Raw genomic sequence first — 25,208 nt, forward strand, 5'->3', positions numbered from 1 at the left:
AAACCGAGGAATGATGCATGAAGCAGCGTCCGCACAATTGAACGGCGAGATCAAAGAGTGCGCTGGGGCTACCCATTCGCACTCGGCCCAAGTATTCCACGTCTCCTCCGGCCGGCTTGCATGCTATTAACGCAGGTGAGGGCGCCGGCCATGATATGCGCAGCCCGTTGAAGGCGGAAGCGTACGCCCCGGTTCACATCACCCGCATTGGACTGAGGTTTAGTTCATCCATGGCGTGGATGATGGCTATCCCAACAATCAATTTTACCGAACTTACTGGATTCCATTAGAAGACTCTAACTGAGCGCATGCCGGGCGGCGTCCCTCGTCTGCGTCGGCTAAGGCTGCCGGGAAGAATTCGGAGAAGAACATGTGCGGAATTGTTGGCATCGTTGGGCAACAGCCGGTGTCGGAACGCCTGGTCGACGCATTGAAGCGTCTGGAATACCGCGGCTATGATTCGGCCGGCATTGCGACGATCACCGAGGGCACCTTGCACCGCCGGCGCGCGGAGGGCAAGCTCGTCAATCTCGAGAGGAGACTCAAGGAAGAGCCGCTGGGTGGTACCATCGGCATCGCCCACACCCGCTGGGCAACCCATGGGCCACCGACGGAACGCAATGCACACCCGCACTTCACGGATGGTGTGGCCGTCGTCCATAACGGCATCATCGAGAATTTCGCCGAACTGAAGGACGAATTGGCGGCGACGGGAGCCGAGTTCCAGACCGACACCGACACTGAGGTCCTTGCGCATCTCTTGGCAAGGCACCGCCGGGAGGGCATGAGGCGTGGTGAGGCGGTGCATGCCATGCTGAAAAGCGTCAGGGGTGCCTACGCGCTTGCCATCCTCTTTGAGGATGATCCGTCGACCATCATTGCGGCGCGCAATGGACCACCGCTGGCGATCGGTCACGGCGACGGCGAGATGTTCCTGGGCTCCGACGCGATCGCGCTTGCTCCATTCACGAATGAAATCACCTATCTCATCGACGGCGACTGGGCAGTTGTCGGCAGGACGGGCGCTGATATCTTTGATTACGACGGCCACCCCGTCGCGCGTCCGCGCCAGACCTCCGTGGCCGTGGCCACTCTGGCCAACAAGGGCAACCATCGCCACTTCATGGAGAAGGAAATCCTCGAGCAGCCCGAGGTCATCGCCGATGCGCTCGCTCATTATATCAATTTCATCGAAAATGGTGCCGATGCGGTTTTTGGCATCGACTTCGCCAAGATCCCGAGCTTGGCGATCTCTGCCTGCGGCACCGCATATCTCGCCGGGCTGATCGGAAAATACTGGTTCGAGCGCTATGCGCGCCTGCCGGTCGAAATAGATGTTGCATCCGAATTCCGCTATCGCGAGATTCCGTTGTCGCCGCAGTCTGCGGCTCTGTTCATTTCACAGTCGGGCGAAACCGCCGATACGCTGGCATCGCTGAGGTACTGCAAGCAGCTTGGGCTGAAAATTGGCGCTGTCGTCAATGCGCGCGAATCGACCATCGCTCGGGAGGCCGATGTGGTCTTCCCGATCCTTGCCGGCCCAGAGATCGGCGTCGCCTCCACCAAGGCATTCACCTGCCAGCTAGCTGCTCTTGCCGCACTCGCCATCCACGCAGCCAAGGCCCGCGGAACCGTGACCGAAGATGAGGTGCAGGCGCTCGTCGAGAGCCTCACCGAAATGCCGCGCCTCATGAGGCAGGTACTGGACAGCATCCAGCCGGAGATTGAGCTTCTGTCGCGCGAACTGTCAAAGTGTCATCATGTCCTTTATCTCGGCCGTGGCACAAATTTCCCACTGGCGATGGAGGGTGCGCTGAAGCTCAAGGAGATTTCCTACATCCACGCCGAAGGCTATGCGGCGGGTGAATTGAAGCACGGTCCCATCGCATTGATAGACGAGAACATGCCAGTGATCGTCATCGCGCCACATGATCGCTTTTTCGACAAGACCCTCTCCAACATGCAGGAAGTGGCCGCCCGCGGAGGCCGCATTATCCTCATCACCGATGGAAAAGGGGCAGCCGCATCGAAACTCGATACGATGCGCACGATCGTGCTGCCGGCCACCGACGAGATTATCGCGCCGATGATCTTCTCGCTGCCGATACAGCTTCTTGCGTACCACACGGCGCTCGTCATGGGCACAGATCTCGACCAGCCACGCAACCTGGCAAAATCAGTCACCGTCGAATGATGTGACGCCTTCATTAGTCGCAACGCTCGCCCATTCGGAAAAACTCCAAGCACTTCAACCGGCGCTCAAGCGCGCCGCTACCGCCTTGCCGTTATTTGCTTGAGCATGCCGTTTAGCGACGATTGGTTATCCCTTTGGCCTCCCCTCACGCTGCTTGGCTGTGCCTACGAGCAAACCCGGTCGAGAAAAGCATCGAATACGCAGCAATAGCGCTAACCACAAAGCGATCCTCCTGCCGCAAGCGGATAAAACCCTTCGCTGTCCACTATTTCGTCCTCGCTCGATGATTGCGGCTCGCCGCGGTCTTCGTCGGTGAGACGGTTGCCCTTTGACTTGCCAGGCGGCCAGCTGCGATGTGCGGGCTGTAGGAATCCCGTGTAACCTCGTTCTGGATCTAACGCTCACCGATAGGCCCGGCCAGTCGCAAGAGGACCGGGCGATGATCGGACACTTCCAGGAACCGCTCGATGGTTCGGTCGAGCGCGAGGATCATGAAATCGTGGCCGCACGGCACGAGATTGGGCGAGATAAAGACATGGTCGATCAGCGACTTGAAGGGCGCCTTGACGCAGGTGATTTGCTTGTCCGAAGCATCCTGCGCGGCGAGCGCGGTCAGGCCGGCGGCGGTCAGCGCGGTCTCCGGAAGCCAAGGTTGCATTGAGTCGCCGCCGATTCAGTCGTTATCGAAGCTGGGATACTGGGCGAGTTCGGCGATTGCTTCGGCGATCACGCGCCCACCCATCTGCCGGCGGCCTCCACCGTGTCGCCGGACTGCGCCGCACGCGTCAGCGCAAGCGCCGGGACCGCCAGCAAACCTGCCGCAACGCTTTACCAGCAGTCACATCCCGGCAAGCGGGGCATCGGCCGCGCCCTAATCGCAGCTGTATCCGATTGCAAACGTGTCAGGGCTTATCTGCCGCATGCGTGGCAGGTCCCCCGCATAATCGTCATTCGCCGCCTGAGGCCGCCGAGATGAAGCTCTTCCTCCCGTTAGAATGAACGTTCGAAACGGAGGATGCCGCCGACACTGCTCTTTTTGTTGGCATTAGCCCAGCTAATGGAAGGGTCGACCTTGCCGACGGCGAAGTCGCCGTAGCGGTCATAGTCGAGTTCGGCTGTAATTGTGAAATCTGCAAGAAACGCATAGGCAACGTTTGCAGCGACACCATAGTTCCTGAGCTGATCACCCGAGAGCTGAAGATTCAACGAAGTTGTCTCATTGAGCTTGTAAGTGGCGCCGGCCCAGAAAGCCCAGTTACCGCCCCAACTTTTGTAGAACCCGCGACCATGAGCGTCGATTGCGTTAGTGACGTCATCGTTGAGCTTGCCGCTGGAGCCATAGCCGAACATTCCGAATAGCGAGAGTTGGTCGGTAACATCGACGTCGATGCGGACCTTGCCGGCGACCGATTCGTAGTTGCTATCATAAGCGACAACGCCGGTGATCGCGCCCCAGTGTTGTGTGTATTTCACTCCGCCGACTAGGTGCGGAACGTAGCTGTCGATGGTGCCGACCAGGCCCGAGCCTTCTTCGAGTGAAACCACAGCCGAAAAGCCGTTACCGGCGTCAAAGTAGTACTGAACCACATTAGTATCGAAGGCGCCGAACGGGATAAGCATCTGATTGAGCACGTCGCCCGCGTAGCCAATAAACATGTCGAAGGCGGACCAGTCCTTGCCAACTCGGAGGCCACCAAGCTGAACCCAGGCGAAAGTCAACGTGATGCCTTGGCTGAAGGCATAGTATCGAGGACTGTCCGAACCGGAATAGGCGGTGTGCTTGCCGTAGTTCATGCGGGTCTCGATGTAAGTCTGCAATGTACCGAGTTCGGTCTCTTGCCCGGTCCAAGTTTTGAATGTGAAGCGCGTGTGGTTTTGCCATATGCCTTGGGCCTCGCCAGTCTTCACATCCGTGGTTCTAGCTTTGTCATACGATACGACATCGCCGAGGCCGATGTCGTAACGGACATAGCCGCCGATGCGCAGGCAGGTCTCGGTGCCGGGGATGTAGTAGTAACCAGCGCCGTAAACGTCGCAGATCTTGATGTATTCAACGGGCTCAGGCTCGGCCAGGACGATGGCGTCGGCGGCTCGGGCACAGGAAACGGCGATCAGGGCCGCAGCTGAGCCGAGCAGGAGGCTCCTGATGTTCATTCTTCATCTCCGTTCAAATATTGAAGAAGGGGACGTCAACGAACGAGCCAGCCCTTCCTGTCCCCACAATCGAAAGCGATGCACATCGCGCTGCGCCTATCGCAGTGCGACACGCGGATCATAATAATTATTCAACAACAGGGGCGATGAAGCTGAACCATACTTCAACACGATAAGTTGTTGTTCTAATATCACTTGCCTGAAATGCCCGGTGAGGCATCAAACACTTCCGAGTCGATCGCCATGATTATCTCCGATAGCTGCGGGCGTACCGTCACAACGGCTTCGAAAATCACCCCGCAAATGACGTGCCAACCTCACGACCAAGCTACGATTGACACTCAAGTTTGCCGTCGGACCTTGGTTTGCGTTTCCTTTTTTGCTCTGAGGGTCAAGCTGAGCACGAAAAGCAAATGTTTCGGACATGGTTCGTCTGTTCGCTTCGCGACAGTATCGTTCAATGGCGATAGCTTTTGTTTGTTTTGAGCCTCGACATTGTTGACATCATGCGAGTGCACCGCTCGGTACGTCAGCCGAGATGCCCCACTGATGCCGGCATGCCTAGGCGTAAGCGTCCTCGTTAGGGCGAAGGGCCACACCTCGGCGGTGGCGAGGTGCACCAGCTTTCCAGCTAGTCCGGACAAAGTGGTTCCGAAAGGCGGGAAGGTCGAGACGAGCCGTTGTAAGCCCCTCTCTGAATCGGAAGCCGTGCATGGGCCATTTTTGTTTTTACGGAAGCACATGCGAATTCGCTCGATTGTCAGTTGCGAGCGATGCTTGAGTTGCGCTTCACCCCGGCGCTTTGCCGGGCCACAGGAGCGCGATTTGTCGGTGATCATGCGCCTGGCGTAGCGCTACTTTCTAAATTGGTTCATGAGGCTTGCAGCCTTGGCAGGGGCGGACCTGGACGGTCTCCTCGAGCACAATTCCCGCTCTGACAGACGGTGCGCCACGGCCAAAGCCTCGTGCCGGCAATTAATACGACGAACTCATCGAGATGCCAGGTATCGCTACGTGACGCCGTCTTACGCACCAGCCGGCGAGCAAAAGTCTGGTCCCAACGCCGGATCGACTGGTCGGATGCGGCATGCTGCGTTCCATCAGACGCTGAAGGGAGGGGATAGGATAGGATAGTAGCACCAAACGGTGTACGGGAAAGTCTCGACGGGAAACCCATGGCGCTTGTCGCTGACCAGCGCGTGCTCATACCATCGCTGTCCAGCCAAGGCTGAATGGGGCTATCGCTGCGAAATAATCGGGCCCAAAGCGGAACGGACTGATATAGCGCAAAGACACAGGAGAGCGCAGTGGTAAGGATGGAAGGCAACAACATGGGACGGTAACTGTTGCAGACCACAAAACATCGCGAAGCCCGCCTGCCTTGGTACACCATCTATCCGACTGTCGCGGAGTTCTCTGGGGCGGTCGGCGCCGACGCTTATGAGGAATGGCTCAGGAACCTACCGGCTAACGATCCGGCGTCACTCTACTTGCACGTTCCGTTCTGCCGATCAAAGTGCTGGTATTGCGGCTTCCCCACCACCATCACCCGCCATGATGCGCCGATCGTTAATTATCTGGCGGCGCTGCGTGACGAGATACGTTTGGTCTCGGAGCACGCGCCGCAGGCGCTGCCCGTGAGCGATGTGCATTTCGGCGGCGGAACGCCAACTCTCATGGGGCCAGTTGAGTTCCTCGCCCTGACGGAATTCCTGCGCCGCCACTTTGCGCTTGCGGAAACAGCTACGATCGCCGTCGAGATCGATCCACGCACGTTCACGGCCGATATGGCCGAAGCCTTGCAAGCAGCCGGCGTGAACCGCGCGAGCCTCGGCGTGCAGAGCTTCGATCCCATTGTTCAAAAAGCGATCAACCGGGTCCAGAGTGAGGCGCAGACGGCGGCTGCCGTCGAAATGCTGCGTCGGCATGGAGTGACAAGCATCAACTTCGACCTCATCTTTGGTCTCCCGCATCAAACGGTGCAGTCTTGCGTCGAGACCACGAGGGCGGCGGTCGCCATGCGCCCCAACCGGCTTGCGGTGTTCGGCTACTCGCACATTCCGTCCTTTATTAAGAATCAGCGCCTCATCGAGGAGGCATCGCTTCCGGGCAGCGCTGCCCGCGCCGAACAGGATGCGGCCATTGCCGTGACGCTGATTGCCGCCGGCTACCGAGAGATCGGGCTCGACCATTTCGCCTTGCCGGACGACGATCTCGCGCTGGCACAGAAAACCGGTCGCCTGCGGCGCAACTCGCTGGGCTACTCGGCCGACACCTGCAAAACCCTGATCGGTTTCGGCGCGTCGGCTATCGGGCGTGTCGGCGAGGGCTACGTCCAGAACGAGGTTACACGGGATTCCTACTGCCGGCACATCGCAGCTGGCCGTCTGGCGACGTCAAAGGGCTACCGTCTCACCGACGAAGACCGCGCGCGTGCCGCAATCATCGAGCGACTAATGTGCGATCTCGAGGCCGATGTGCCGGCAATCTGTGCCGCCCACGGATCTGATCCGATCCATTTTCTCGATTCAGCTGAACGCTTGGCGATGCTTGCCAAGGACGGGATTGTGGACATCGAAAAGGGTTTTGTCCGCGTACGGCGGCAGCATCGTTTTGCGATGCGCGTTGTCGCTGCCGCATTCGACGCTTTTCTCGACCGGGTTGCCCGCTGAGTCAGCCAACCAAGTGTGAGGAGGCCAAGGCGACGCCGAAGCGAAATTTGACGCCCATGCGGTTTCCTTTCTTCGAGGTCAGGATTTCACAGCCGTCGCCGGCGTAGCGGGCCTCAAGCGGCTTCCCGCCCTCGAAGAAAGCCACGGTGTCGCCATCGATCGTGATCCGCTCGAATTGGTGCGATAGCCGATCTCGTAGTAGGCGCGTACTCATCTGCGCTCTGGTCGCCGCTCTCCGCCTTATAAGCCATGACTGGATCGAGCGTTCCATCGTCAGGAAGGGATAGACCAACTGCCAATCCCGGATCCAAATTCGACAGGGCGCGCTGCTTGATCTGGTCGTCCTCAAATGTAGATCGGCTGGACCGCGGGATCGTGGCTATATGCGTGATCTGTCTCAGCTGCTTGATCGTGGATCTTGCCGCTCCCGCCGACGGCCACGATGTGGAAGGCCTTGCCCTCCACGGCGATCTCGCCGTTCCTGGTGAACGATCCCGCCGACATGATATAGGGCTTGAGGGTCGGTCACGACGATGTTGTCCCCTGCCGCGGCGATGCACGGCCGTGCCCGTCCATCGAATAGAGGTCGTGAGCTTGAGCGAGTTGGCGATCTTGCCAGCCACGAAGCTTGGCGTTCTGGTGACGCTCAACAAGGCGAGCGCAGCAATGGAACGTGCTGCCAGAGAAGCCGAATCCGTTGAGGCGGGCGGCAAGCTGCGGCCGCGCGTGCAAATCTGTAGGGTCAGGGAACTATTGAAGGGCAGAAAGCCCACGCTTCCACCTGTCTATGACATTATCTCTGCCGCTGCCGCCCGGCAGGTGGCCGCCGCGGTTGCCAACGCGACAGGAAATACGGGACCCGCCGTCCTTCAAATATTCCATCGCCGGCAGCGGACAGAAAGCCACGAACGATCAGTCGCCGACACCTGTGAACAAGCCGTGTGCGACATTGCAATCATCCATTTATTGGCTCAACTGCCCACATGGCCGTGAATGAACTGGATTTGTTGGTTTTCCAGATGGCAGTGGAAAGCGTCCGCTCACTCTGCTTGAGCTTCAATGACAAAGCGGCGGAGATAGCCGCGAGGAGCCGCGGAAACCTGCTTTTCGATGTGCGGATCGATGATGACGCCGAGGTCCAACGGCTCGCAGCCATCCGATATCGAGGCGGGCAGATTGGTGTGCTGGCGTTGGACAGACAAGGCCTTATTAGCCGCTACTGCGTCGTCAACGGTACCTTCTCCCGCTTCATTGCACCGTTGGAGAATTGGACCAGCATGCCGGTGTCAATGCAGGCCAAAATCGATGTCACTCACCATGCCGGCCTCTTCCTAGGCGCGTTGCGAACTGCCGGTCATATGCTTGGCAACTAGCGCTGGCGGAACGCATCTATGGATCTTTGCATCCGCCTGGGCGTTTGAGCCGGCGGCTCATCGAGGTTCTGCAGCGCGCGGATGTGCCACGGCCGGGGTGATAGCCGCCTCTGCCCAACAGATCGCCGGCGAGAGCTTGTCGGACAATGAATGTCGTCAATTCACCGTCCGAGAAATGGTGTCTGGCTCACAAGAAGCACAGCGAATTGAGACTGAAACGCAGTCCAGCTGGGAAACCCCGCGCGAAGGCCGGAAGGTAACTTATCTGCGATAGAGGCAACGGGAAGGCGCCTTCCACTTATAAGGCAGCGCCCAATATGTCGGTACTCGCCTGAGGAATTCCCATGGCGGGCAGGGCTACCTCGCGATCCGATCTCGATAGGCTTGTTGTACCTCAGACCGGACTCGATGTTACGAATTTCCTCAGCGGCTTGCCCGCATGCCACCGCCAGCTCCCCGACCACGTGCTCACGATAGGCACGAACGATATGAGTCCCCTCCGACATAGCAGTCCTCGGGAATGCGCGAATATTGATACACCTCGAAGGAGAGCAACGGCGCGCCAAACAGCCTCTCATCGCACCAAGTCGTACATAGGGCGCATTCCTGTTCCGGCCGTCCCGGGGGATGCTCGATGCATCTCTCCAGAACAGCGGAGCAAGCCAGTGACGCCCACGAAGCTTCTGATTGGGCAGATCGCCATTGTGTTCGCCATCGTTCTCCTCGGCGTGTGGGCTGCCACGCAATGGTGCGCTCATATGCCAGCCTTTCAGGAACAACTCGGCGCGCCATGGTTTGTCGCGGCTGGCTGGCCGATCTACGAGCCGTGGAAACTGTTGGAATGGTGGTCCCAATTCGATGCCTATGCGCCCGAGGTATTCGACAAGGCGGGCATGCTTGCGGGCACCAGTGGATTCATGGGCTGTGCCGCTGCGATCGCTGGTTCCCTCTGGCGCGCGCGCCAGCGCGGCTTGGTCACCACCTATGGCTCCTCTCGATGGGCGGCGACGCGGGAGATCGAGAAAGCAGGGCTGTTTCAGCCGGAAGGCGTCTTCCTCGGCAAACTGAAGGATCGGTATCTGCGTCATGACGGGCCTGAGCACGTCATGGCCTTTGCGCCGACACGTTCCGGCAAGGGCGTCGGGCTGGTTGTCCCAACCCTTCTCTCCTGGTCCGGCTCGGCCGTCATTCACGACTTCAAAGGCGAGAACTGGCAGCTGAGCTCCGGCTGGCGGTCGAGGTTCTCGCATTGCCTTTTGTTCAATCCGACTGATCCGCGATCGGCCGCTACAACCCGCTGCTGGAGGTACGCAAAGGTTCGGACGAGATTCGCGATGTCCAAAACATCGCCGACATTCTAGTCGATCCGGAAGGCGCGCTGGGGCGGCGGAATCATTGGGAGAAGACCAGTCATTCACTCCTGGTCGGCGCTATCTTGCACGTGCTCTACGCCGAAGAGGAAAAGACTCTTGCCCGCGTCGCCACCTTTCTGTCGGACCCGCAACGCTCGTTTGCCGCGACTTTGCGGCGAATGATGACGACCAACCATCTCGGTGCGGCCAATAAGCCTGAGGTCCATCCCGTCGTGGCCTCGGCGGCACGAGAGGTGTTGAACAAATCGGAGAACGAACGTTCAGGCGTCCTCTCGACCGCCATGTCTTTTCTCGGCCTCTACCGTGATCCGACCGTGGCCGCAGTAACATCGGACTGCGACTGGCGCATTGCCGATCTGATGGATGCGGAGTGGCCGATGTCGCTCTATCTGGTCGTGCCGCCATCGGACATCTCGCGCACCAAGCCCTTGGTGCGACTGATCCTGAACCAGATCCGCAGGCGGCTGACGGAGCGCCTCGAGGGTGACCCAAAGAAGAGCCGCAAGCATCAACTGCTCATGATGCTGGACGAGTTTCCGGCGCTCGGTCGCCTCGACTTCTTTGAGACCGCGCTCGCGTTTATGGCCGGTTACGGAATTCGTGCCTACTTGATCGCGCAATCGTTGAACCAGATCTCCAAAGCGTATGGCGACAACAACGCCATTCTGGACAACTGCCATTTGCGAATTGCCTTTTCCTCCAATGATGAGCGCACGGCCAAGCGAATCTCGGACGCGCTTGGCACGGCCACGGAACTCAGATCCATGCGCAACTATGCGGGCCACCGGCTGGCACCTTGGCTCTCGCATGTCATGATGAGCCGCCAGGAAACCGCCCGCCCGCTGCTGACACCGGGCGAGGTGATGCAATTGCCGCCCGCGGACGAACTGGTGCTGGTTTCGGGATTGCCCCCCATCCGGGCCAAAAAGCTGCGATACTATGAGGATCACAATTTCACCGAGCGGGTGCTGCCTTCGCCGGTGTTGCGCGACGGACCTTACGCGGACTGCCCGATGTCGCGGCCGGACGATTGGACTGGGCAAGTACGCGGCGTCGACCGTCGTCTTGCGTCCGACGATGAAAGCGCTGGCGCCGCGCTTGCGGACGAGGGAGGTGTTCAGCAGCAGCGCCATCCTGGCCTACCCGAAGAACATACCGCCGTCACTCAGGAACCGGACCAGGACGATCTGTCCAGACCCGCAGACGATGATAGCGAGGCGATGGCGGACAAGCGCGTCATGGACCGGATCTCCACCGTCGCAGGTGCCTATGGCATCAACGAGGGAAGGGGCGGTGATAAGGATATCGTCCCCGGCTTCTGAACGCTTTCCGCAGCTCCGGCGTATCTCACTTAGATAACGGCCGTAAGCAATTTTGGGCATCTCGATAATGCTTGTTCCGCCGCCGGCCCGCCAGCGCCGGCCAGTTGGAACAAGCGCATGAAGCCCCACCGCATTCGTCACCAGTTTCTGCTCGAACCGGAATTGAGCGAGAAGCTGGACAACCTCAGCCGCGATCCCTCGACCACAAAATCCGCGGTCGTCGCGAAGGCCGTAGAAGCTTTCATCGAGCGGCGTGGCGAGAATGAACTCGATCGGCGCTATGGCATGAGGCTGGACCGTCTTTCCCGCGACCTCAGTCACGTCAGGCGCGATGTCGACATGACATTGGAAAGCTTGGCGCTCTCACAGCATCGTAAAGTGGCGCCATATGCACTATCGAATTGTTAGCTGCTGGTTTCGGCGATTTTGAGGAGGTTCGCGATCGACTGAAGACGGTGAGGTTCGTCTGTGGCACTCAGACTGCCACTGAGTGCCTGGCCGTTCCACTTTCGAAATATTTGTCGAACTTCGCTGCAATGCTCCTTACAAAGGGACGACTTTCCGCCGATACGACGTAACTGTCACCTTGGAGTTCAAGCGGTCGAGCAGGGTCGCCAATGGCGATGGAGCTTGCTTGGAAAAGAAGCTTTTGTCCGGCTTTCCCGAAGCGTTCCACCAGTTCGGCTGCTGAAAAGCCGAAATCGCACATCAAGCGCTCGATGATCCAGCCGCGAACACGGTCATCTTCGGAAAACGCGATGCCGCGGACCGTGGCCAGATGTCCCCCCTCGACCATGCGTCCATATTCGGCTGTCGACGGCATGTTCTGCGAATAGCCCTGTCGAAACCGGCTGATCGATGACGGCCCGAGCCCGATCAGTGTTTCGCAGCGATCCTCGGTGTAGCCCTGGAAATTGCGGCGGATTGTTCCCGCGCGAGCCGAGACTGCAAGCGCATCATCCGGCCTGGCGAAATGGTCTATTCCAATCGCCTCGTATCCGGCGCCCATGATCAGACGGGCGGCAATTTGCCACTGAGCGAACCGTTCGGCCGGACCCGGCAACCATGCCTCGTCGATCATAGTCTGATGCTTCTTGAACCAGGGCACATGCGCGTAGCCGAACAGCGCCATCCGGTCCGGCTCCAGAGTCAGCGCCTGCGCCACGGTGGAACAGACGCTCTCCCTGGTCTGATGCGGCAGGCCGTAAAGCAAATCGAGGTTCACGGACCCTACGCCGCGAGAGCGAATGCCGTCGACAACCGCCTTGGTCTGCAAAAAGCTCTGCTCGCGGTTGATCGCCTTCTGCACCTTCGGATCGAAATCCTGAACCCCGAGGCTCGCCCGCGCCATGCCGATCTCGGCAAGTGTATCAAGGCGGGCTTCGTCCATGTCGTTGGGTTCGATTTCGACGCTGATCTTCGCATCGGCAAGAAAATCGAAGCTATCCCGCAGGACAGTTCCCAAGGCTATCATATCCTCGGGCTTCAGCATGGTCGGCGAGCCGCCGCCGAAATGCACGGCGCGGACATGGGCCTTGCCGCCGACAAGACCGGCGACAGTCGCGATCTCCGCGTGAAGCGAGCGGAGATACGAAGCCACCGGCTCGTAGCGGCGGATCTGCTTTGTATGGCACGCACAGAACCAGCACAGCCGGTCGCAAAAAGGGATGTGCAGGTAGAGCGAGACCTCGTCACCGCTTTCGAGCGCCTTCAACCAGCTTCGATAGACATCAGCGTCGACGCCAGGATGGAAATGCGGCGCGGTCGGGTAACTGGTATAACGCGGGACGTTCTCGCCAAGCCTGGCAGCTAATTCCGGTCTCATTTGGTGGTCCGCCGTTTTTGCCTCGCCGGAAGTCTGGACGCGTCGAAGAGCCAAAGCCCTGATTTCGGTCAGCCTCCAGCACGGACAAACTGCCGCAAGGATTTCTCTGCCATCGCTTGCTATCCTGCCGAAACTTGGGATCGGTAGCGCGAGCGTAATGACAGTACGGCAAGACATTCACAGTTCAGGCATTCCCGTTCTTTGCCTGTCTTGCGCAGCACGACATCGCGGCGTCTGCGGTGCGCTCGATCCAAACCATTTGGTTGGGCTCGCCAAAACTTCGTCGCGGCACAAGCTCGAGCCGGGGGTCGAACTGATCGCCGACGCCGAGGCCGTCGACAGCTATTCAAACTTGCTTTCAGGCGTTGTGAAGCTGACGAAGTGCCTTTCGGACGGCCGCCAGCAGATTGTCGGTCTTCGGTTCGCACCGGATTTTCTGGGACGGCCCTTCAAGGTGAAAAGCACGATCAATGTGGAAGCGGCAACCTCCGTCTCGCTGTGCTCGTTTCCGAAGGCGGCCGTTGAACGGATAATGAAGGAATCACCGGGACTCGAGCATCGCCTGCTCAAGCAGACGCTGGACGAACTCGACGAGGCACTTGAATGGATGGTGACTCTCGGGCGCAAGACCGCACCGGAGAAGGTTGCGAGCTTTCTCCTCATGATCGCCCGGAATATGGATTCCAGTATCGACCCGGCGGCTGGGTCGGCATGCTTCGATCTGCCGCTGACACGTGCCGACATCTCTGATTTCCTTGGACTGACGAACGAGACCGTGAGCCGCCAGCTTACGCGATTGCGGGCTGACGGCGTGATCCGGATCGAGAACAAACGCCATGTAACGGTCGACAGCATGAGCCGGCTGGAGCAGCGCTGCGGCGGCCGAGGCGCGCGGCAACCGGCCTTTGAATGAGACCTAAGCGTCGGGGCCTTCGTCGCTTATTACGATCCGCGGCAGGACATGCTCGCGTTCGAAAGCGATGTGTCGCCGCAAGCCTTCGAAGAAGCCGCGTAGCATGAATCCGACAGCTTCCGCGCTCTCTATCGGATCACCATGACCGATCGCTAGGAGCGTTTCGGCCACCTCGCCAGCGAAGCATTCATCCTCAAGGTGCTGGATGCGCAACCGGCTGGTAGAGGCAAGTTTGGCCTCGGCCGGAGTCAAGTGCGCCTCATACGCAGGGAAAATCACCCTCTCCTCAAACCCATGAATGTCACGGAGCAGCGGAACGATCTGCTTGGCCGTTCCAAGACATTTGAGGCGGTCGACGTTCGGCAGTGCATCGGCAATGCTTTCCAGCGAGAAGCAGAGCTCCAGCTTTTCCCGATGGGCAAGCTTCATGACCTCGCCCGGAATCGCCTCTGTGCCGGCCTGGCGCGAGAAAGCCGCACTTGTCCATGAGCGGGTTGGCCCGTGCTGCGTTTCCTTGTTCAAATCGCCACCTTCTGATTGCACCGAACTCGATGCTGCCCGAAGCAAAATCGTGCGGCTCTGACATGGATCAGGGCGAGCAGGCGGCAACTACGGAATTAATGCACCGCGGATTTGGCGTCCGCGCATTGGAATCCTGGTCGGGGACATGTCATGAAATTCGGCACGGAGATCGTCGTTCTAAGCCTGTTTGCTTTTGCGGCCCTGGTGGCTGCCGGCTTCGGCGTAGAAGGACCTTTTCGCCAGCATATGGGGGTTTTGTTCTTCGCCGTGGCTGGCTTTACCGCGATCCTGCTGCGCAACACAGATTTCAAGCCGGCGGCTCCGATCGACACCTCCGTCTACATGGATGGCCCGATCCGCTACGGAGCCATTGCAACGGTATTCTGGGGCGTCGTCGGCATGCTCGTCGGTGTGATCATTGCCCTGCAGCTGGCATACCCTCACCTCAACATCCAACCCTGGTTCAATTTCGGCCGGCTGCGGCCGCTGCACACATCCGGCGTCGTCTTCGCCTTCGGCGGCAACGCTTTGCTTTGCACGTCTCTCTATGTCGTGCAGCGCACGTGCCGCGCCCGGCTGTTTGGCGGCAAACTGGCCTGGTTTGTGTTCTGGGGTTACCAGCTGTTCATCGTCATGGCCGCGACCGGCTACCTGCTCGGCATCACCGAAGCCCGCGAATACGCCGAACCCGAATGGTATGTGGATCTCTGGCTGACCATCGTCTGGGTCGCCTATCTCATCCTGTTCCTCGGCACGATCCTGAAGCGCAAGGAACCGCATATCTACGTCGCCAACTGGTTCTACCTGTCCTTCATCGTGACCATCGCGATGCTGCATGTGGTCAACAACCTGTCGATGCCGGCTTCCTTCCTCGGCTCGAAGAGCTACTCCGCCTTCTCCGGCGTCCAGGACGCCTTGACGCAATGGTGGTATGGCCACAACGCCGTCGGTTTCTTCCTCACCGCCGGGTTCCTCGGCATGATGTATTATTTCGTGCCCAAGCAGGCGAACCGGCCGGTCTATTCCTACCGCCTGTCGATCGTCCACTTCTGGGCGATCATCTTTCTCTACATCTGGGCCGGCCCGCATCACTTGCATTACACCGCCTTACCCGACTGGGCGCAGACGCTCGGCATGGCGTTCTCGATCATGCTGTGGATGCCGTCATGGGGCGGTATGATCAATGGCCTGATGACGCTGTCTGGCGCCTGGGACAAGCTGCGCACCGATCCGATCATCCGCATGATGGTGATGGCAGTCGCCTTCTACGGCATGTCGACCTTCGAAGGTCCGATTATGTCGATCAAGACGGTCAATTCGCTGTCGCACTACACGGACTGGACCATCGGCCATGTCCATTCCGGCGCGCTCGGCTGGGTTGGCATGATCTCGTTCGGCGCAATCTACTACATGGTGCCGAAACTGTGGAACCGTGAACGTCTCTATTCGCTGCGGCTCGTCACCTGGCACTTCTGGCTGGCGACGCTCGGAATCGTCGTCTACGCCGCGGTGATGTGGGTTTCCGGCATCATGCAGGGCTTGATGTGGCGCGAATACGACGAGCAGGGTTTCCTCGTCTACTCCTTCGCCGAAACCGTCGCCGCCATGCATCCCTTCTACGTCATGCGCGCCATCGGCGGTGCGATGTACCTCACCGGCGCCCTGCTCATGGCCTGGAACGTGACCATGACCATTCTTGGCCACCAGCGCGAAGAGCGACCAATGCCAGGTTCCGAGCCCGCCCTCCGGCCTGCCGAATAGGAGCCAGACAATGGGCTTGATGGACAAACACGCGATCATCGAGAAGAACGCCACGCTTCTTCTCGTTGGCTCTCTTCTTGTCGTGACCGTCGGCGGCATCGTCGAGATTGCGCCGCTTTTCTATCTCGACAACACGATCGAGAAAGTCGAAGGCATGCGGCCCTACTCGCCACTGGAACTCGCCGGACGCAACATCTATGTGCGCGAGGGCTGCTACCTCTGCCACAGCCAGATGATCAGGCCTTTCCGGGACGAGGTCGAGCGCTACGGCCACTACAGCCTGGCCGCCGAGTCCATGTACGACCACCCCTTCCAGTGGGGCTCGAAGCGCACCGGCCCTGACCTTGCACGAGTCGGCAACCGCTATTCCAACGAATGGCACGTTCAGCACCTTATGGATCCACGTTCGGTGGTGCCGGAATCTATCATGCCTCGCTATGCCTTCCTGAAGGACGCTCCGATCGAGGTGAAGGACTTCTCGACGCATCTGGTTGCGAACGCGCGTGTTGGCGTCCCGTACTCCGATGACATGATCGCGCACGCCAATGCCGATCTGATGGCCCAGGCCGACCCGAATGCCGATGCCTCCGGCGTCGAGAAACGCTATCCGAAAGCCAAAGTCGGTGATCGGGACGGCAATCCGCAGCAGGTGACCGAGATGGATGCCCTCGTCGCCTATCTGCAAATGCTGGGAACACTGGTCGATTTCAAGACCTATGACGATGCAGCCGGCTACCGCTGAGGGGGACCCAATGAGCTATAATTTGATGCGGGAATTCGCGGACAGCTGGGGTCTGGTTGCCATGGCGCTCTTCTTCGTCGGCTGCATTGCCTTTGCCTTGCGTCCCGGCGGCAAAACACAGGCCGATCAAGCCGCCCAGATTCCACTCAAGGACGACTGATCATGAGCAGCGAGCATATCGATGAAGTCTCGGGCATCTCAACGACCGGTCATGAATGGGACGGGATAAGGGAGCTCAACAACCCATTGCCCCAATGGTGGGTGATAACCTTCTACATCACCGTCGCTTGGGCGGTGGCTTATACAATTGCGTATCCGGCTTGGCCGATGCTGTCTTCCGCGACCAAGGGTGTGCTTGGCTATTCCAGCCGCAACGCTGTCAAGATTGAGCTGGCGGCTGCCGAAGCCGCCAAGGGCAAATATGTCGCGGCCATCCAGCAGAAGACCGTATCCGAGATTGCGGCCGACGACGCGCTGCGTGAATTCGCGGTAGCGGCCGGCGGAGCTACCTTCAAGGTCAATTGCGTGCAATGCCACGGCTCGGGCGCCCAAGGGTCGAAGGGCTTTCCAAACCTGAACGACGATGACTGGCTGTGGGGCGGCACGACCGAGCAGATCCAGCAAACGATCGCGCACGGCATCCGTTTCGCATCCGACCCGGATACTCGGCAGTCGGAAATGCCCCCCTTCGGTGACATCATCACGCCCGAACAGATCGCACAGGTCGGCGCCTATGTCGCCAGCCTCTCGGGCAAGGTCCAGGATGCAAGTCTTATCGAGCCCGGCGCCAAGGTATTCGCGGAAAACTGCGTCGCCTGTCATGGCGATAATGCGAAAGGCAACAAAGAGCTCGGCGCGCCCAATCTGACCGATGCGATCTGGCTCTACGCACCCGGCGAGACAGCCATCGCCGTCCAAGTCCGCGCGCCGAAGCACGGTGTCATGCCGGCCTGGATCGGGCGTCTCGGCGAGACCAAGGTTAAGGAACTTGCGGTTTATGTCCATTCGCTTGGCGGCGGAGAATAGGAACGGAAGCCTATTCTCGGCCCTCCCCGCCAAGCGACGGGGCCCGGCACGAGTCGGGCCCCGACACCATTCCGGCATGCGGCGATTGACCTGCAGCAAGGCGGCGCGGCCCACACGGCGAAGCGGGCTCACTGCAGACCGGACGTCTGTCGAAGCAGACAAGTCCGTCGCACAACGATGTCATAGGCCGCGCGCGAGTGGAGATGCACGTGCTGGATAAAACGCAGATGGAGCGGCTCGAGGCAAAAGCGGTCAACTCCGCCAAGACACGACAGCCGCTCTATGCTCCGCGCAAGAAAATCTTCCCTAAACGCGCCTCGGGCAGCTTTCGCCGCTTCAAATGGCTGGTGATGGCGATCACGCTGGGCATCTATTATCTGATGCCCTGGTTGCGCTGGGATCGAGGTCCGTTTGCTCCTGATCAGGCAGTGCTGATCGATCTTGCCAACCGCCGTTTCTACGTCTTCTTCATCGAGATCTGGCCCCAGGAATTCTACTACGTGGCCGGCCTCCTTGTCATGGCCGGCGTCGGTCTTTTCCTGATCACGTCGACTGTCGGCCGTGCCTGGTGCGGCTATGCATGCCCACAGACCGTGTGGGTCGATCTGTTTCTGGTCGTCGAGCGCGCCATCGAGGGTGACCGCAATGCTCGTATCAAGCTCGATGCCGGCCCCTGGACAGCCCGCAAGCTCGTGCTGCGGGTATCGAAGCACGCCATCTGGTTGGTCATAGGTGCGGCGACGGGCGGCGCCTGGATCTTCTATTTCGCCGACGCGCCGACGCTGGTTGGCGAGCTCTTCACCGGCACAGCGGCACCTGTCGCCTACATCACCGTCGCCGTGCTGACGGCCACGACCTATACGTTCGGCGGGCTGATGCGTGAGCAGGTCTGCACCTATATGTGCCCATGGCCGCGCATCCAGGCGGCCATGCTCGACGAAAGTTCGCTCACCGTCACCTACAATGACTGGCGCGGCGAACCGCGTTCACGTCACGCCAAGAAGGTGCTTGCCGCAGGGCAGCCCGTTGGCGACTGCGTCGACTGCAATGCCTGTGTCGCCGTCTGTCCGATGGGGATCGACATTCGCGATGGCCAGCAGCTCGAATGCATCACCTGCGCGCTTTGTATCGACGCCTGCGACGGCGTCATGGACAAGCTCGGCAAGGAGCGCGGGCTGATCTCCTACGCGACGCTGTCCGACTACAATGCCAACATGATGCTGGCGACCGCGGGCGGCGCCAGTTCGGTCAGTCCGTCGCTGGTCAGAACAGCTGATGGCCCGTTCTCCGATAAGGTTTCGCATTTCCATATCCGCAAGATCTTTCGGCCGCGCACCTACGTCTACATGGGCATGTGGTCGCTGATCGGCTTGGGCCTGCTCTATTCGCTGCTGACGCGCGACCGACTCGAGATCAACGTCCTGCACGACCGCAATCCGCAATTCGTGACCCTGTCCGACGCCTCGATCCGCAACGGTTACACCGTCAAGCTGCTTAACATGATCCCCGAGCCAAGGACGATCGTCGTCACGATGCAGGGCTTGCAGGGAGCCGAAATGAGCGTCGTCGGCAGTGATCTGCCGGCAGCTCGCTTCTTCGCCATCGCGGTCGAACCCGACCGGCTGAACATGCTGAAGGTCTTCGTGCGCCAGCCAGCGGATGAGGTTCGGCACGCTGCACAAACCTTCAAGTTCCGCGTCGAGGACAGAGCGAGCTTCGAATCGGACGAATACACCGCCACCTTCAACGCCCCGGAGATCGCCAGATGAGCACCAATACGCAAAAGACGCGTGAGTTCACCGGCAGGCACATGCTGCTCACCATTCTCGGCTTTTTCGGCGTGATCATCGCGGTCAATCTCACGATGGCGACACTCGCCAGCACGACCTGGACCGGCCTTGTCGTCGAGAACACCTATGTGGCCAGCCAGCAATTCAACCGAAAGGCCGAGGAAGGGCGCGCGCAGGCGGCACTCGGCTGGACCGGCAAACTGACGATCGCTCGGGGTGAGGTCCGCTACAGCTTGAGCGATACCACCGGCAAGCCGGTCCCCTTGCATGGCGTCAAGGTGCTGTTTCGCCATCCCGCATACGAGAAAGAGGACAAGTCCGTTACGCTCGCCCTCGCCTTCGGCGAGGAATTCGCGGCGCGGCACATGCCGAAGGACGGCGTCTGGATCGTCGAAGTCGACGCCGATGCCGGCCTGGCGCAACCCTATCGCGACGTCCGCAGGATCATGATTTCGCAAGGAGCGCTGCAATGAGCTGCTGTGCACCCGGCGCGGAACAGGCAATGGATCTGACCGGTACCACATCGGTCCTGCCATCTGGCCAGGAGATCAGGTTGGCGAGCCGCTTGGTTGGCGATGGTCTTCGCCAGACCGACCTTTCAGTACCGACGGTTCATTGCGCAGCCTGCATCCAGGCGATCGAGACGGCGCTGGCAAAGCTCGACAATGTCGAAGACGCGCGTGTCAACTTGTCGACCAAGCGCGTCGCGATCCGGTGGCGAGGCGACGAGGTGCCGCCCTTCGTCGCTGCGCTGAGACGACTGGGCTACGAGGCGCATCTGTTCGCCGCCGAGATCGATGAAAAAGACAAGACGCTTGCCGAGCTGATCCGCGCGGTCGCGGTCGCCGGCTTCGCCGCCGGCAACATCATGCTGCTTTCGGTCTCGGTCTGGTCCGGCGCCGAAGGTGCTACCCGCGACCTGTTTCACTGGGTCTCTGCATTGATCGCCATCCCGGCGCTCACCTTTGCCGGCGGCATCTTCTTCCGCTCGGCCTGGAATGCACTGCGCCACGGCCGCATGAACATGGACGTGCCGATCGCGGTTGGGGTGTCGCTCGCTTATGCCATGAGCCTCTACGAGACGATCAATCATGGCGATCACGCCTATTTCGACGCCTCGGTTTCGTTGCTGTTTTTCCTGTTGATCGGCCGCACCCTGGATCACGTCATGCGCGAACGGGCACGGACCGCCGTGAAAGGCCTGTCCCAGTTGGCCGGACGTGGCGCCATGGTGCTGCGCGGCGATGGCGCGCGCGACTACCTGCCGGTTGGCGAGATCGAACCGGGCATGCACCTTCTGGTCGCCGCAGGCGAAAGGGTCCCTGTCGACGGCCGGATCATTCGGGGCGCGTCGGATCTCGACTGCTCGCTGGTTTCTGGCGAGAGCACACCAAAAACCGTGACGTCCGGGCAACAGGTTCAGGCCGGCACGCTCAACCTTACCGGCCCCCTGACCATCGAAGCGACCGCTGCGGCAAAGGACTCCTTCCTGGCGGAAATGGTCCGGCTGATGGAAGCCGCCGAAGGTGGTCGTGCGCACTATCGGCGGATCGCCGACCGTGTCTCGGCGCTCTATGCGCCGGTGGTCCATCTCACCGCCTTCGTGACGTTCCTTGGCTGGATGGCGGTGACCGGCGACTGGCACCGGGCAGTGACGATCGCGATCGCCGTTCTCATCATCACATGCCCGTGCGCGCTCGGCCTCGCCGTGCCGATCGTGCAGGTGGTGGCGGCGCGGCGCCTGTTCGAAAACGGCATCATGGTCAAGGACGGTTCGGCCATGGAACGCCTGGCCGCGATTGATACGGCGGTGTTCGACAAGACCGGCACACTGACGCTCGGACAGCCCAGGCTGGTCAACGCGTCGACCATCGATCCGGTGATGCTGGCGATCGCAGCCGACATGGCGGCGCACTCCCGTCACCCGTTCTCGAAGGCCATCGCCGCATTCGCGGGTTTTGCCGGCCAGCCAAAGCTGGAAGCCGTCAGCGAGCACCCGGGTCTCGGCATCGAAGCCACGACCGCGGACAGCACCTGGCGTCTTGGCCGTCGCGGCTGGGCCGGATGGAAAGCCCGGACCGGTGGCGAAGGCAAGTATGGCGGCTATGGCGGGACGGTGCTTTCGAAGAATGGGAGGATCGTCGCCTCCTTCACGTTCGAGGACGCTACGCGCGCCGACGCCAAGGCGGCGGTCGGACAATTGAAGGATGCCGGCGTGTCGGTCGAAATGCTGTCGGGCGATACCCCGGACGCTTGTGGCGATGTCGCAAGAATATTGGGCATCGACCGTTTTGTTTCGGCGCTGCTGCCGTCCGATAAGGCTGAGCGGATCGAAGTGCTGACCAAGGCCGGCCACAAGGTCCTGATGGTGGGCGACGGGCTCAACGACACGCCAGCGCTGGGCGCGGCGCACGTCTCGATCGCTCCAGCCACCGCCGCCGATATCGGCCGCAACGCCGCCGATTTCGTGTTCCTGCGTGAAAGCCTTTCGGCAGTACCCCTTGCGCTGGACGTCTCGCGGAAGGCAGGGCGGCTGATCCGCCAGAACATAGCCATCGCGATCATCTACAACGCTGTTGCCGTGCCGATCGCCATTCTGGGGCATGTCACGCCGTTGATCGCCGCGATCGCGATGTCGGCCTCATCACTGCTTGTCATTGGTAATGCATCGAGGCTGCAAAGTTTTGTGCCAGACGAGCCAAGGAGAACTGCTCCGCCAGACAGGCGCCCCCACACTGGCACATTGGCGCAACCCTCATGACAATCCTGGTTTATCTCATACCTGTTGCTCTGTTGGCGGGCGGGCTTGGACTGTCTGGCTTCCTGTGGGCCTTGAGGTCTGGTCAATACGAGGATCTCGACGGAGCGGCCGAGCGTATCCTCATTGACCGGAACGAGCGGCCGGAACGCTGATTCAAGCCGCGTGCAGACGGTTACGTCGGGCACTGCCAACTGTGAAGCTGATCGCGTCGGGCGGAATCCGCGACGGCGTCGATGTGGCCAAGGCCATCCGCCTGGGCGCGGACATCGCCGGGCAGGCGGCCGGCGTGCCGCGCGCGGCGACGGTGTCCACCGAGGCGGTTGTCGCGCATTTCGAGATCGTCATCCGCCAGTTGGCCGTCGCCTGCTTCTGCACCGGCTCGGCTGATCTGGCGGCGTTGCGTCAGGCGCGCTTGTTGCCCTCGGCGGCACTCAGAGGCGGAATCCGATCCGAGAAGATTTCGCTTTGTTTCCAAATAGTTGTGATTTGCGCAGCGGCAGCGCTAACCAACATAGGTACCAAAATATTTCTGCGGATTGTTTCGGTTCCCAATATCTATCCATCCTGCGCCCAATCGAACGGAGGTTTAAGCTTGCGGACCACGAACTCACCGAGCGCCCGAGCCGCGGCTGGACTCGCTGGAGTGACAAGGGCATCGGCAACACTATAGGCGCAGTTATGCAACGCTAAGTTTCCGGAAATAGCTTAGGAAACAGTTCGTCCAACGTGTCAACCGGGAAGCGTAGCGATACCGGTCCTTTCGGGGTATCGGACGCAAGCAGGCCAAGCTCGAGCACCTCGGTAAACACGCGGCGGGCCGTACGTTCCGGCAAGCCAGCGATACGTGAGGCCTCACCGCGATCGAACTCGCCGCGCAGAAGCGCCTCCTCGAGCAGCCGGAAAGCTTCTGGCTTCAGGTCGTAGCGTTGAACGAACCGCTGCAGACGCCGGGCAAGTTGGTTCAAATCGAACAGGCTGGACATGAAACTGACCTGATCGATGCATACGCGTAGAAACCATAAGGTAAAATCCGCCAGCGCCCGCATAGAAAGATTACCGCGGCCGTCGCGATCGCCTTGGCGTGGCATGTCGGCGTGATCCATCATGCGTTTATAGTCGCCGCGGCTTTCCAGACCCCGCGCCAGGCCTCGGGAAATCGACCACAGCCCGTGCGCGGCGATTCCTGCCTCATGGGCCATGGCGTGACTCATCAAGCGGCTGACGCGTCCATTGCCGTCTGGGAAGGGATGAATGTAATTGAATCGATGATGCGCGGCCGGAATCGCCAATATCCTAGCCGCTTTGCCCGTACGTTGGAAGCGGTACCGGCTAGCGAAATGCTCCATGAACGCTTCGACGCGATCGCTTGACGGCGGCTGGTGGCGGCCGACAGTGACATCATGTTCGGGCTGTGATCGCCACCGACCCGGAACCATCAAGAATTCTCTGTCTGCGCCGCGAATGCGCAACATCGCCTCATCGGCGTCACGGTAGAATTCCGCATGCAGCCAGCGCAAAAAATCAAGCGAAGCCGGTTCTGGGAGCTGACCCTCTGCGGCCAGGCGATCGATTTCCCCCTGCAGTCGAACATGGGCCGCGGCTTCCACCTGCAGGTTGCGTCGTTCCTGGTCTTTGTCGAATTCGCCGGCGAGGGCGCGTTCGATGTCGCGGGGGCGCGTGTTGTGGCCCTCGATCAGGTTGCTGTAATAGGTGTTCATGATGCGCACGAGATCCGCCAGGTTCGCGGCCGTGCGCGGATGCAGCTTGGCGCCGAGAACCGCCGAGCTTGCTGACAGCTCAGCCAGCGCGTCGGAGATAGGCTCCGCAACGTCTTCCAGGCGCGCCGGCTCGATGCGCTGTACGGTCTCTTCCATGATTGGCCGATGTTAGATCGCGCTAAGTACGTATATGTCAACAGAAATTTTAACTGAGCGCCCATAACTGGCCGATCATTTGGCCGATGTTTAGCGCTACCTCAGCTTCACCGAGACGGTTGATCGACGACGCCAATGCCGATGCCGATGCCGATGATGGCCGATATTCGCTATGCTTAGCGCATTGATAGCATGTACAAATTTGCGATCGGTAGGTCGATTTGGCCGATCGCTTGGCCGAACTTCGCCGGTCTCGCTGCGATCAGGAAAATATCAGCGTCTCCAAATGATTCTCCAGAGATTGCGGAAGCACGCGACGCTGCGACCAGGCTGCGCCCCAGCCGACGCATAGAGGCGGTTGAGAGCGCCAAGATGCACCTGCTGGGTTCGACTGGAAGCGCGAGCGTGAGCCATTTCCACCCAGATCGTCGGCCAATAGCGCGGCCGGCGTGCTGGTCTGTCAGGACCCAGGCAGCCAACGATGGAGGCAGCGATGGATTGCGGAGCTTCAAACACGGCATGCCTCGAAGGTAACTTCAAACTGCGACGAAAGACACACGGACGTTGCAAATTTCCCCAACCAAGCGGTGTTTACGGGCCGCTACGCTCCTCTATTGAGGAGCTCCGCTTCGCGGCCCACAAACACCTAATTCAACGTTATCAATGGCATTGTGCAAGCAGTTTCCTTCCGGAAAAAAGGCAGCGAATGCGTCGACCAGACAGACGCCAAACTGCAACAGATTTGGACCTGCCTCTAAGTTCCATAATATGCGTTATGCGACTTTTATCAGTAAAAGCTAATATATTTTAATATTTACAAGTATGCATTACGCTTGCTGAAAGTCTTATGAATAGCAATCGAGAGACATCCGATCAGTACTACGAAAGTAAGTCTTACTCTAAGCC

General features: G+C 59.9%; 21 protein-coding genes and 2 pseudogenes. 16 read left to right on the forward strand and 7 right to left on the reverse strand.

Annotated elements, in window-relative coordinates; genetic code table 11:
- The first annotated feature begins 370 nt into the window (after positions 1-370).
- Positions 371-2,194, forward strand: coding sequence for a glutamine--fructose-6-phosphate transaminase (isomerizing) (gene glmS, locus FCU66_RS20725; RefSeq protein ID WP_136621943.1), 1,824 nt, complete (start codon positions 371-373; stop codon positions 2,192-2,194).
- Positions 2,195-2,588: 394 nt separating this feature from the next.
- On the opposite strand, the gene FCU66_RS41210 is transcribed toward glmS, so the two are convergent.
- On the reverse strand, positions 2,589-2,852 hold the full coding sequence (locus tag FCU66_RS41210) for a hypothetical protein (RefSeq protein ID WP_006329192.1): 264 nt from the start codon (positions 2,850-2,852) through the stop codon (positions 2,589-2,591).
- Positions 2,853-3,184: 332 nt separating this feature from the next.
- Positions 3,185-4,348, reverse strand: coding sequence for a porin (locus FCU66_RS20740; protein ID WP_136621942.1), 1,164 nt, complete (start codon positions 4,346-4,348; stop codon positions 3,185-3,187).
- 1,346 nt (positions 4,349-5,694) lie between these two features.
- Here FCU66_RS20740 and hemN (FCU66_RS20745) point away from each other — a divergent pair.
- Positions 5,695-7,020, forward strand: a complete 1,326-nt coding sequence (gene hemN / locus FCU66_RS20745) for an oxygen-independent coproporphyrinogen III oxidase (RefSeq protein ID WP_010914012.1) — start codon at positions 5,695-5,697, stop codon at positions 7,018-7,020.
- 1 nt (position 7,021) lies between these two features.
- On the opposite strand, the gene FCU66_RS20750 is transcribed toward hemN (FCU66_RS20745), so the two are convergent.
- Positions 7,022-7,234 (reverse strand): ZinT/AdcA family metal-binding protein, encoded by a 213-nt coding sequence (locus tag FCU66_RS20750; protein WP_425462861.1) that lies wholly within the window; start codon positions 7,232-7,234, stop codon positions 7,022-7,024.
- A complete protein-coding gene (locus FCU66_RS42820; RefSeq protein WP_168992224.1) occupies positions 7,134-7,643 on the reverse strand; it encodes a ZinT/AdcA family metal-binding protein in 510 nt (169 codons plus the stop codon). The genes FCU66_RS20750 and FCU66_RS42820 overlap by 101 nt, the downstream gene beginning before the upstream one ends.
- Here FCU66_RS42820 and FCU66_RS20760 point away from each other — a divergent pair.
- The 4 genes and pseudogenes from FCU66_RS20760 (at position 7,615) to FCU66_RS20780 (ending at position 11,496) form a co-directional block, all read left to right on the forward strand.
- Positions 7,615-8,013: a hypothetical protein gene (locus FCU66_RS20760; RefSeq protein ID WP_136625439.1), complete on the forward strand. Its 399-nt coding sequence runs from the start codon at positions 7,615-7,617 to the stop codon at positions 8,011-8,013. The two genes, FCU66_RS42820 and FCU66_RS20760, sit on opposite strands and share 29 nt — an antisense overlap.
- The gene (locus FCU66_RS20765) at positions 8,004-8,393 is read left to right on the forward strand and encodes a hypothetical protein (protein WP_136622663.1); all 390 of its coding nucleotides are present in this window, start codon (positions 8,004-8,006) and stop codon (positions 8,391-8,393) included. The genes FCU66_RS20760 and FCU66_RS20765 overlap by 10 nt, the downstream gene beginning before the upstream one ends.
- A 665-nt stretch (positions 8,394-9,058) precedes the next feature.
- A pseudogene (locus FCU66_RS20775) lies at positions 9,059-11,088 on the forward strand (conjugal transfer protein TraG).
- A 117-nt stretch (positions 11,089-11,205) separates the two neighbouring features.
- Positions 11,206-11,496, forward strand: a complete 291-nt coding sequence (locus tag FCU66_RS20780) for a hypothetical protein (protein WP_246093974.1) — start codon at positions 11,206-11,208, stop codon at positions 11,494-11,496.
- Positions 11,497-11,563: 67 nt separating this feature from the next.
- Here FCU66_RS20780 and hemN (FCU66_RS20785) read toward each other — a convergent pair whose 3' ends face one another.
- Positions 11,564-12,913, reverse strand: coding sequence for an oxygen-independent coproporphyrinogen III oxidase (hemN, locus tag FCU66_RS20785; protein ID WP_136622684.1), 1,350 nt, complete (start codon positions 12,911-12,913; stop codon positions 11,564-11,566).
- Between the two features lie 157 nt (positions 12,914-13,070).
- On the opposite strand from hemN (FCU66_RS20785), the gene FCU66_RS20790 reads away from it, so the two are divergent.
- A complete protein-coding gene (locus FCU66_RS20790; RefSeq protein ID WP_136622685.1) occupies positions 13,071-13,826 on the forward strand; it encodes a Crp/Fnr family transcriptional regulator in 756 nt (251 codons plus the stop codon).
- A 3-nt stretch (positions 13,827-13,829) separates the two neighbouring features.
- Here the strand turns inward: FCU66_RS20790 and FCU66_RS20795 are convergent, their stop codons facing one another.
- Positions 13,830-14,369 carry a hemerythrin domain-containing protein gene (locus tag FCU66_RS20795; RefSeq protein ID WP_136622686.1) on the reverse strand — a complete coding sequence of 180 codons (540 nt, stop codon included), beginning with the start codon at positions 14,367-14,369 and terminating at the stop codon, positions 13,830-13,832.
- A gap of 129 nt (positions 14,370-14,498) precedes the next feature.
- Between FCU66_RS20795 and ccoN the strand changes: the two genes are divergently transcribed.
- The 9 genes and pseudogenes from ccoN to FCU66_RS20840 form a co-directional block, all read left to right on the forward strand.
- Positions 14,499-16,109 carry a cytochrome-c oxidase, cbb3-type subunit I gene (gene ccoN, locus FCU66_RS20800; RefSeq protein ID WP_136622687.1) on the forward strand — a complete coding sequence of 537 codons (1,611 nt, stop codon included), beginning with the start codon at positions 14,499-14,501 and terminating at the stop codon, positions 16,107-16,109.
- Between the two features lie 10 nt (positions 16,110-16,119).
- A complete protein-coding gene (gene ccoO, locus FCU66_RS20805; protein WP_136622688.1) occupies positions 16,120-16,851 on the forward strand; it encodes a cytochrome-c oxidase, cbb3-type subunit II in 732 nt (243 codons plus the stop codon).
- Between the two features lie 10 nt (positions 16,852-16,861).
- Complete coding sequence (locus FCU66_RS20810; protein WP_136622689.1) at positions 16,862-17,011, forward strand: cbb3-type cytochrome c oxidase subunit 3; 150 nt, start codon at positions 16,862-16,864, stop codon at positions 17,009-17,011.
- 2 nt (positions 17,012-17,013) lie between these two features.
- A complete protein-coding gene (gene ccoP, locus FCU66_RS20815) occupies positions 17,014-17,877 on the forward strand; it encodes a cytochrome-c oxidase, cbb3-type subunit III (RefSeq protein ID WP_136622690.1) in 864 nt (287 codons plus the stop codon).
- 203 nt (positions 17,878-18,080) lie between these two features.
- Positions 18,081-19,646: a cytochrome c oxidase accessory protein CcoG gene (gene ccoG, locus FCU66_RS20820; RefSeq protein WP_136622691.1), complete on the forward strand. Its 1,566-nt coding sequence runs from the start codon at positions 18,081-18,083 to the stop codon at positions 19,644-19,646.
- A complete protein-coding gene (locus FCU66_RS20825; protein ID WP_136622692.1) occupies positions 19,643-20,140 on the forward strand; it encodes a FixH family protein in 498 nt (165 codons plus the stop codon). Before ccoG ends, FCU66_RS20825 begins: the two co-directional genes overlap by 4 nt.
- A complete protein-coding gene (locus FCU66_RS20830) occupies positions 20,137-22,428 on the forward strand; it encodes a cation-translocating P-type ATPase (protein WP_136622693.1) in 2,292 nt (763 codons plus the stop codon). The genes FCU66_RS20825 and FCU66_RS20830 overlap by 4 nt, the downstream gene beginning before the upstream one ends.
- Positions 22,425-22,580, forward strand: coding sequence for a cbb3-type cytochrome oxidase assembly protein CcoS (gene ccoS / locus FCU66_RS20835; RefSeq protein ID WP_136622694.1), 156 nt, complete (start codon positions 22,425-22,427; stop codon positions 22,578-22,580). Before FCU66_RS20830 ends, ccoS begins: the two co-directional genes overlap by 4 nt.
- A 20-nt stretch (positions 22,581-22,600) precedes the next feature.
- Positions 22,601-22,870 (forward strand): annotated as a pseudogene (locus tag FCU66_RS20840) (alpha-hydroxy-acid oxidizing protein); the annotation flags it as partial.
- A gap of 244 nt (positions 22,871-23,114) precedes the next feature.
- On the opposite strand, the gene FCU66_RS20845 reads toward FCU66_RS20840, so the two are convergent.
- A complete protein-coding gene (locus tag FCU66_RS20845; RefSeq protein ID WP_006329252.1) occupies positions 23,115-24,302 on the reverse strand; it encodes a Fic family protein in 1,188 nt (395 codons plus the stop codon).
- Positions 24,303-25,208 lie beyond the last annotated feature (906 nt).

This window comes from Mesorhizobium norvegicum (assembly GCF_004919685.1).
Taxonomy (GTDB): domain Bacteria; phylum Pseudomonadota; class Alphaproteobacteria; order Rhizobiales; family Rhizobiaceae; genus Mesorhizobium; species Mesorhizobium norvegicum.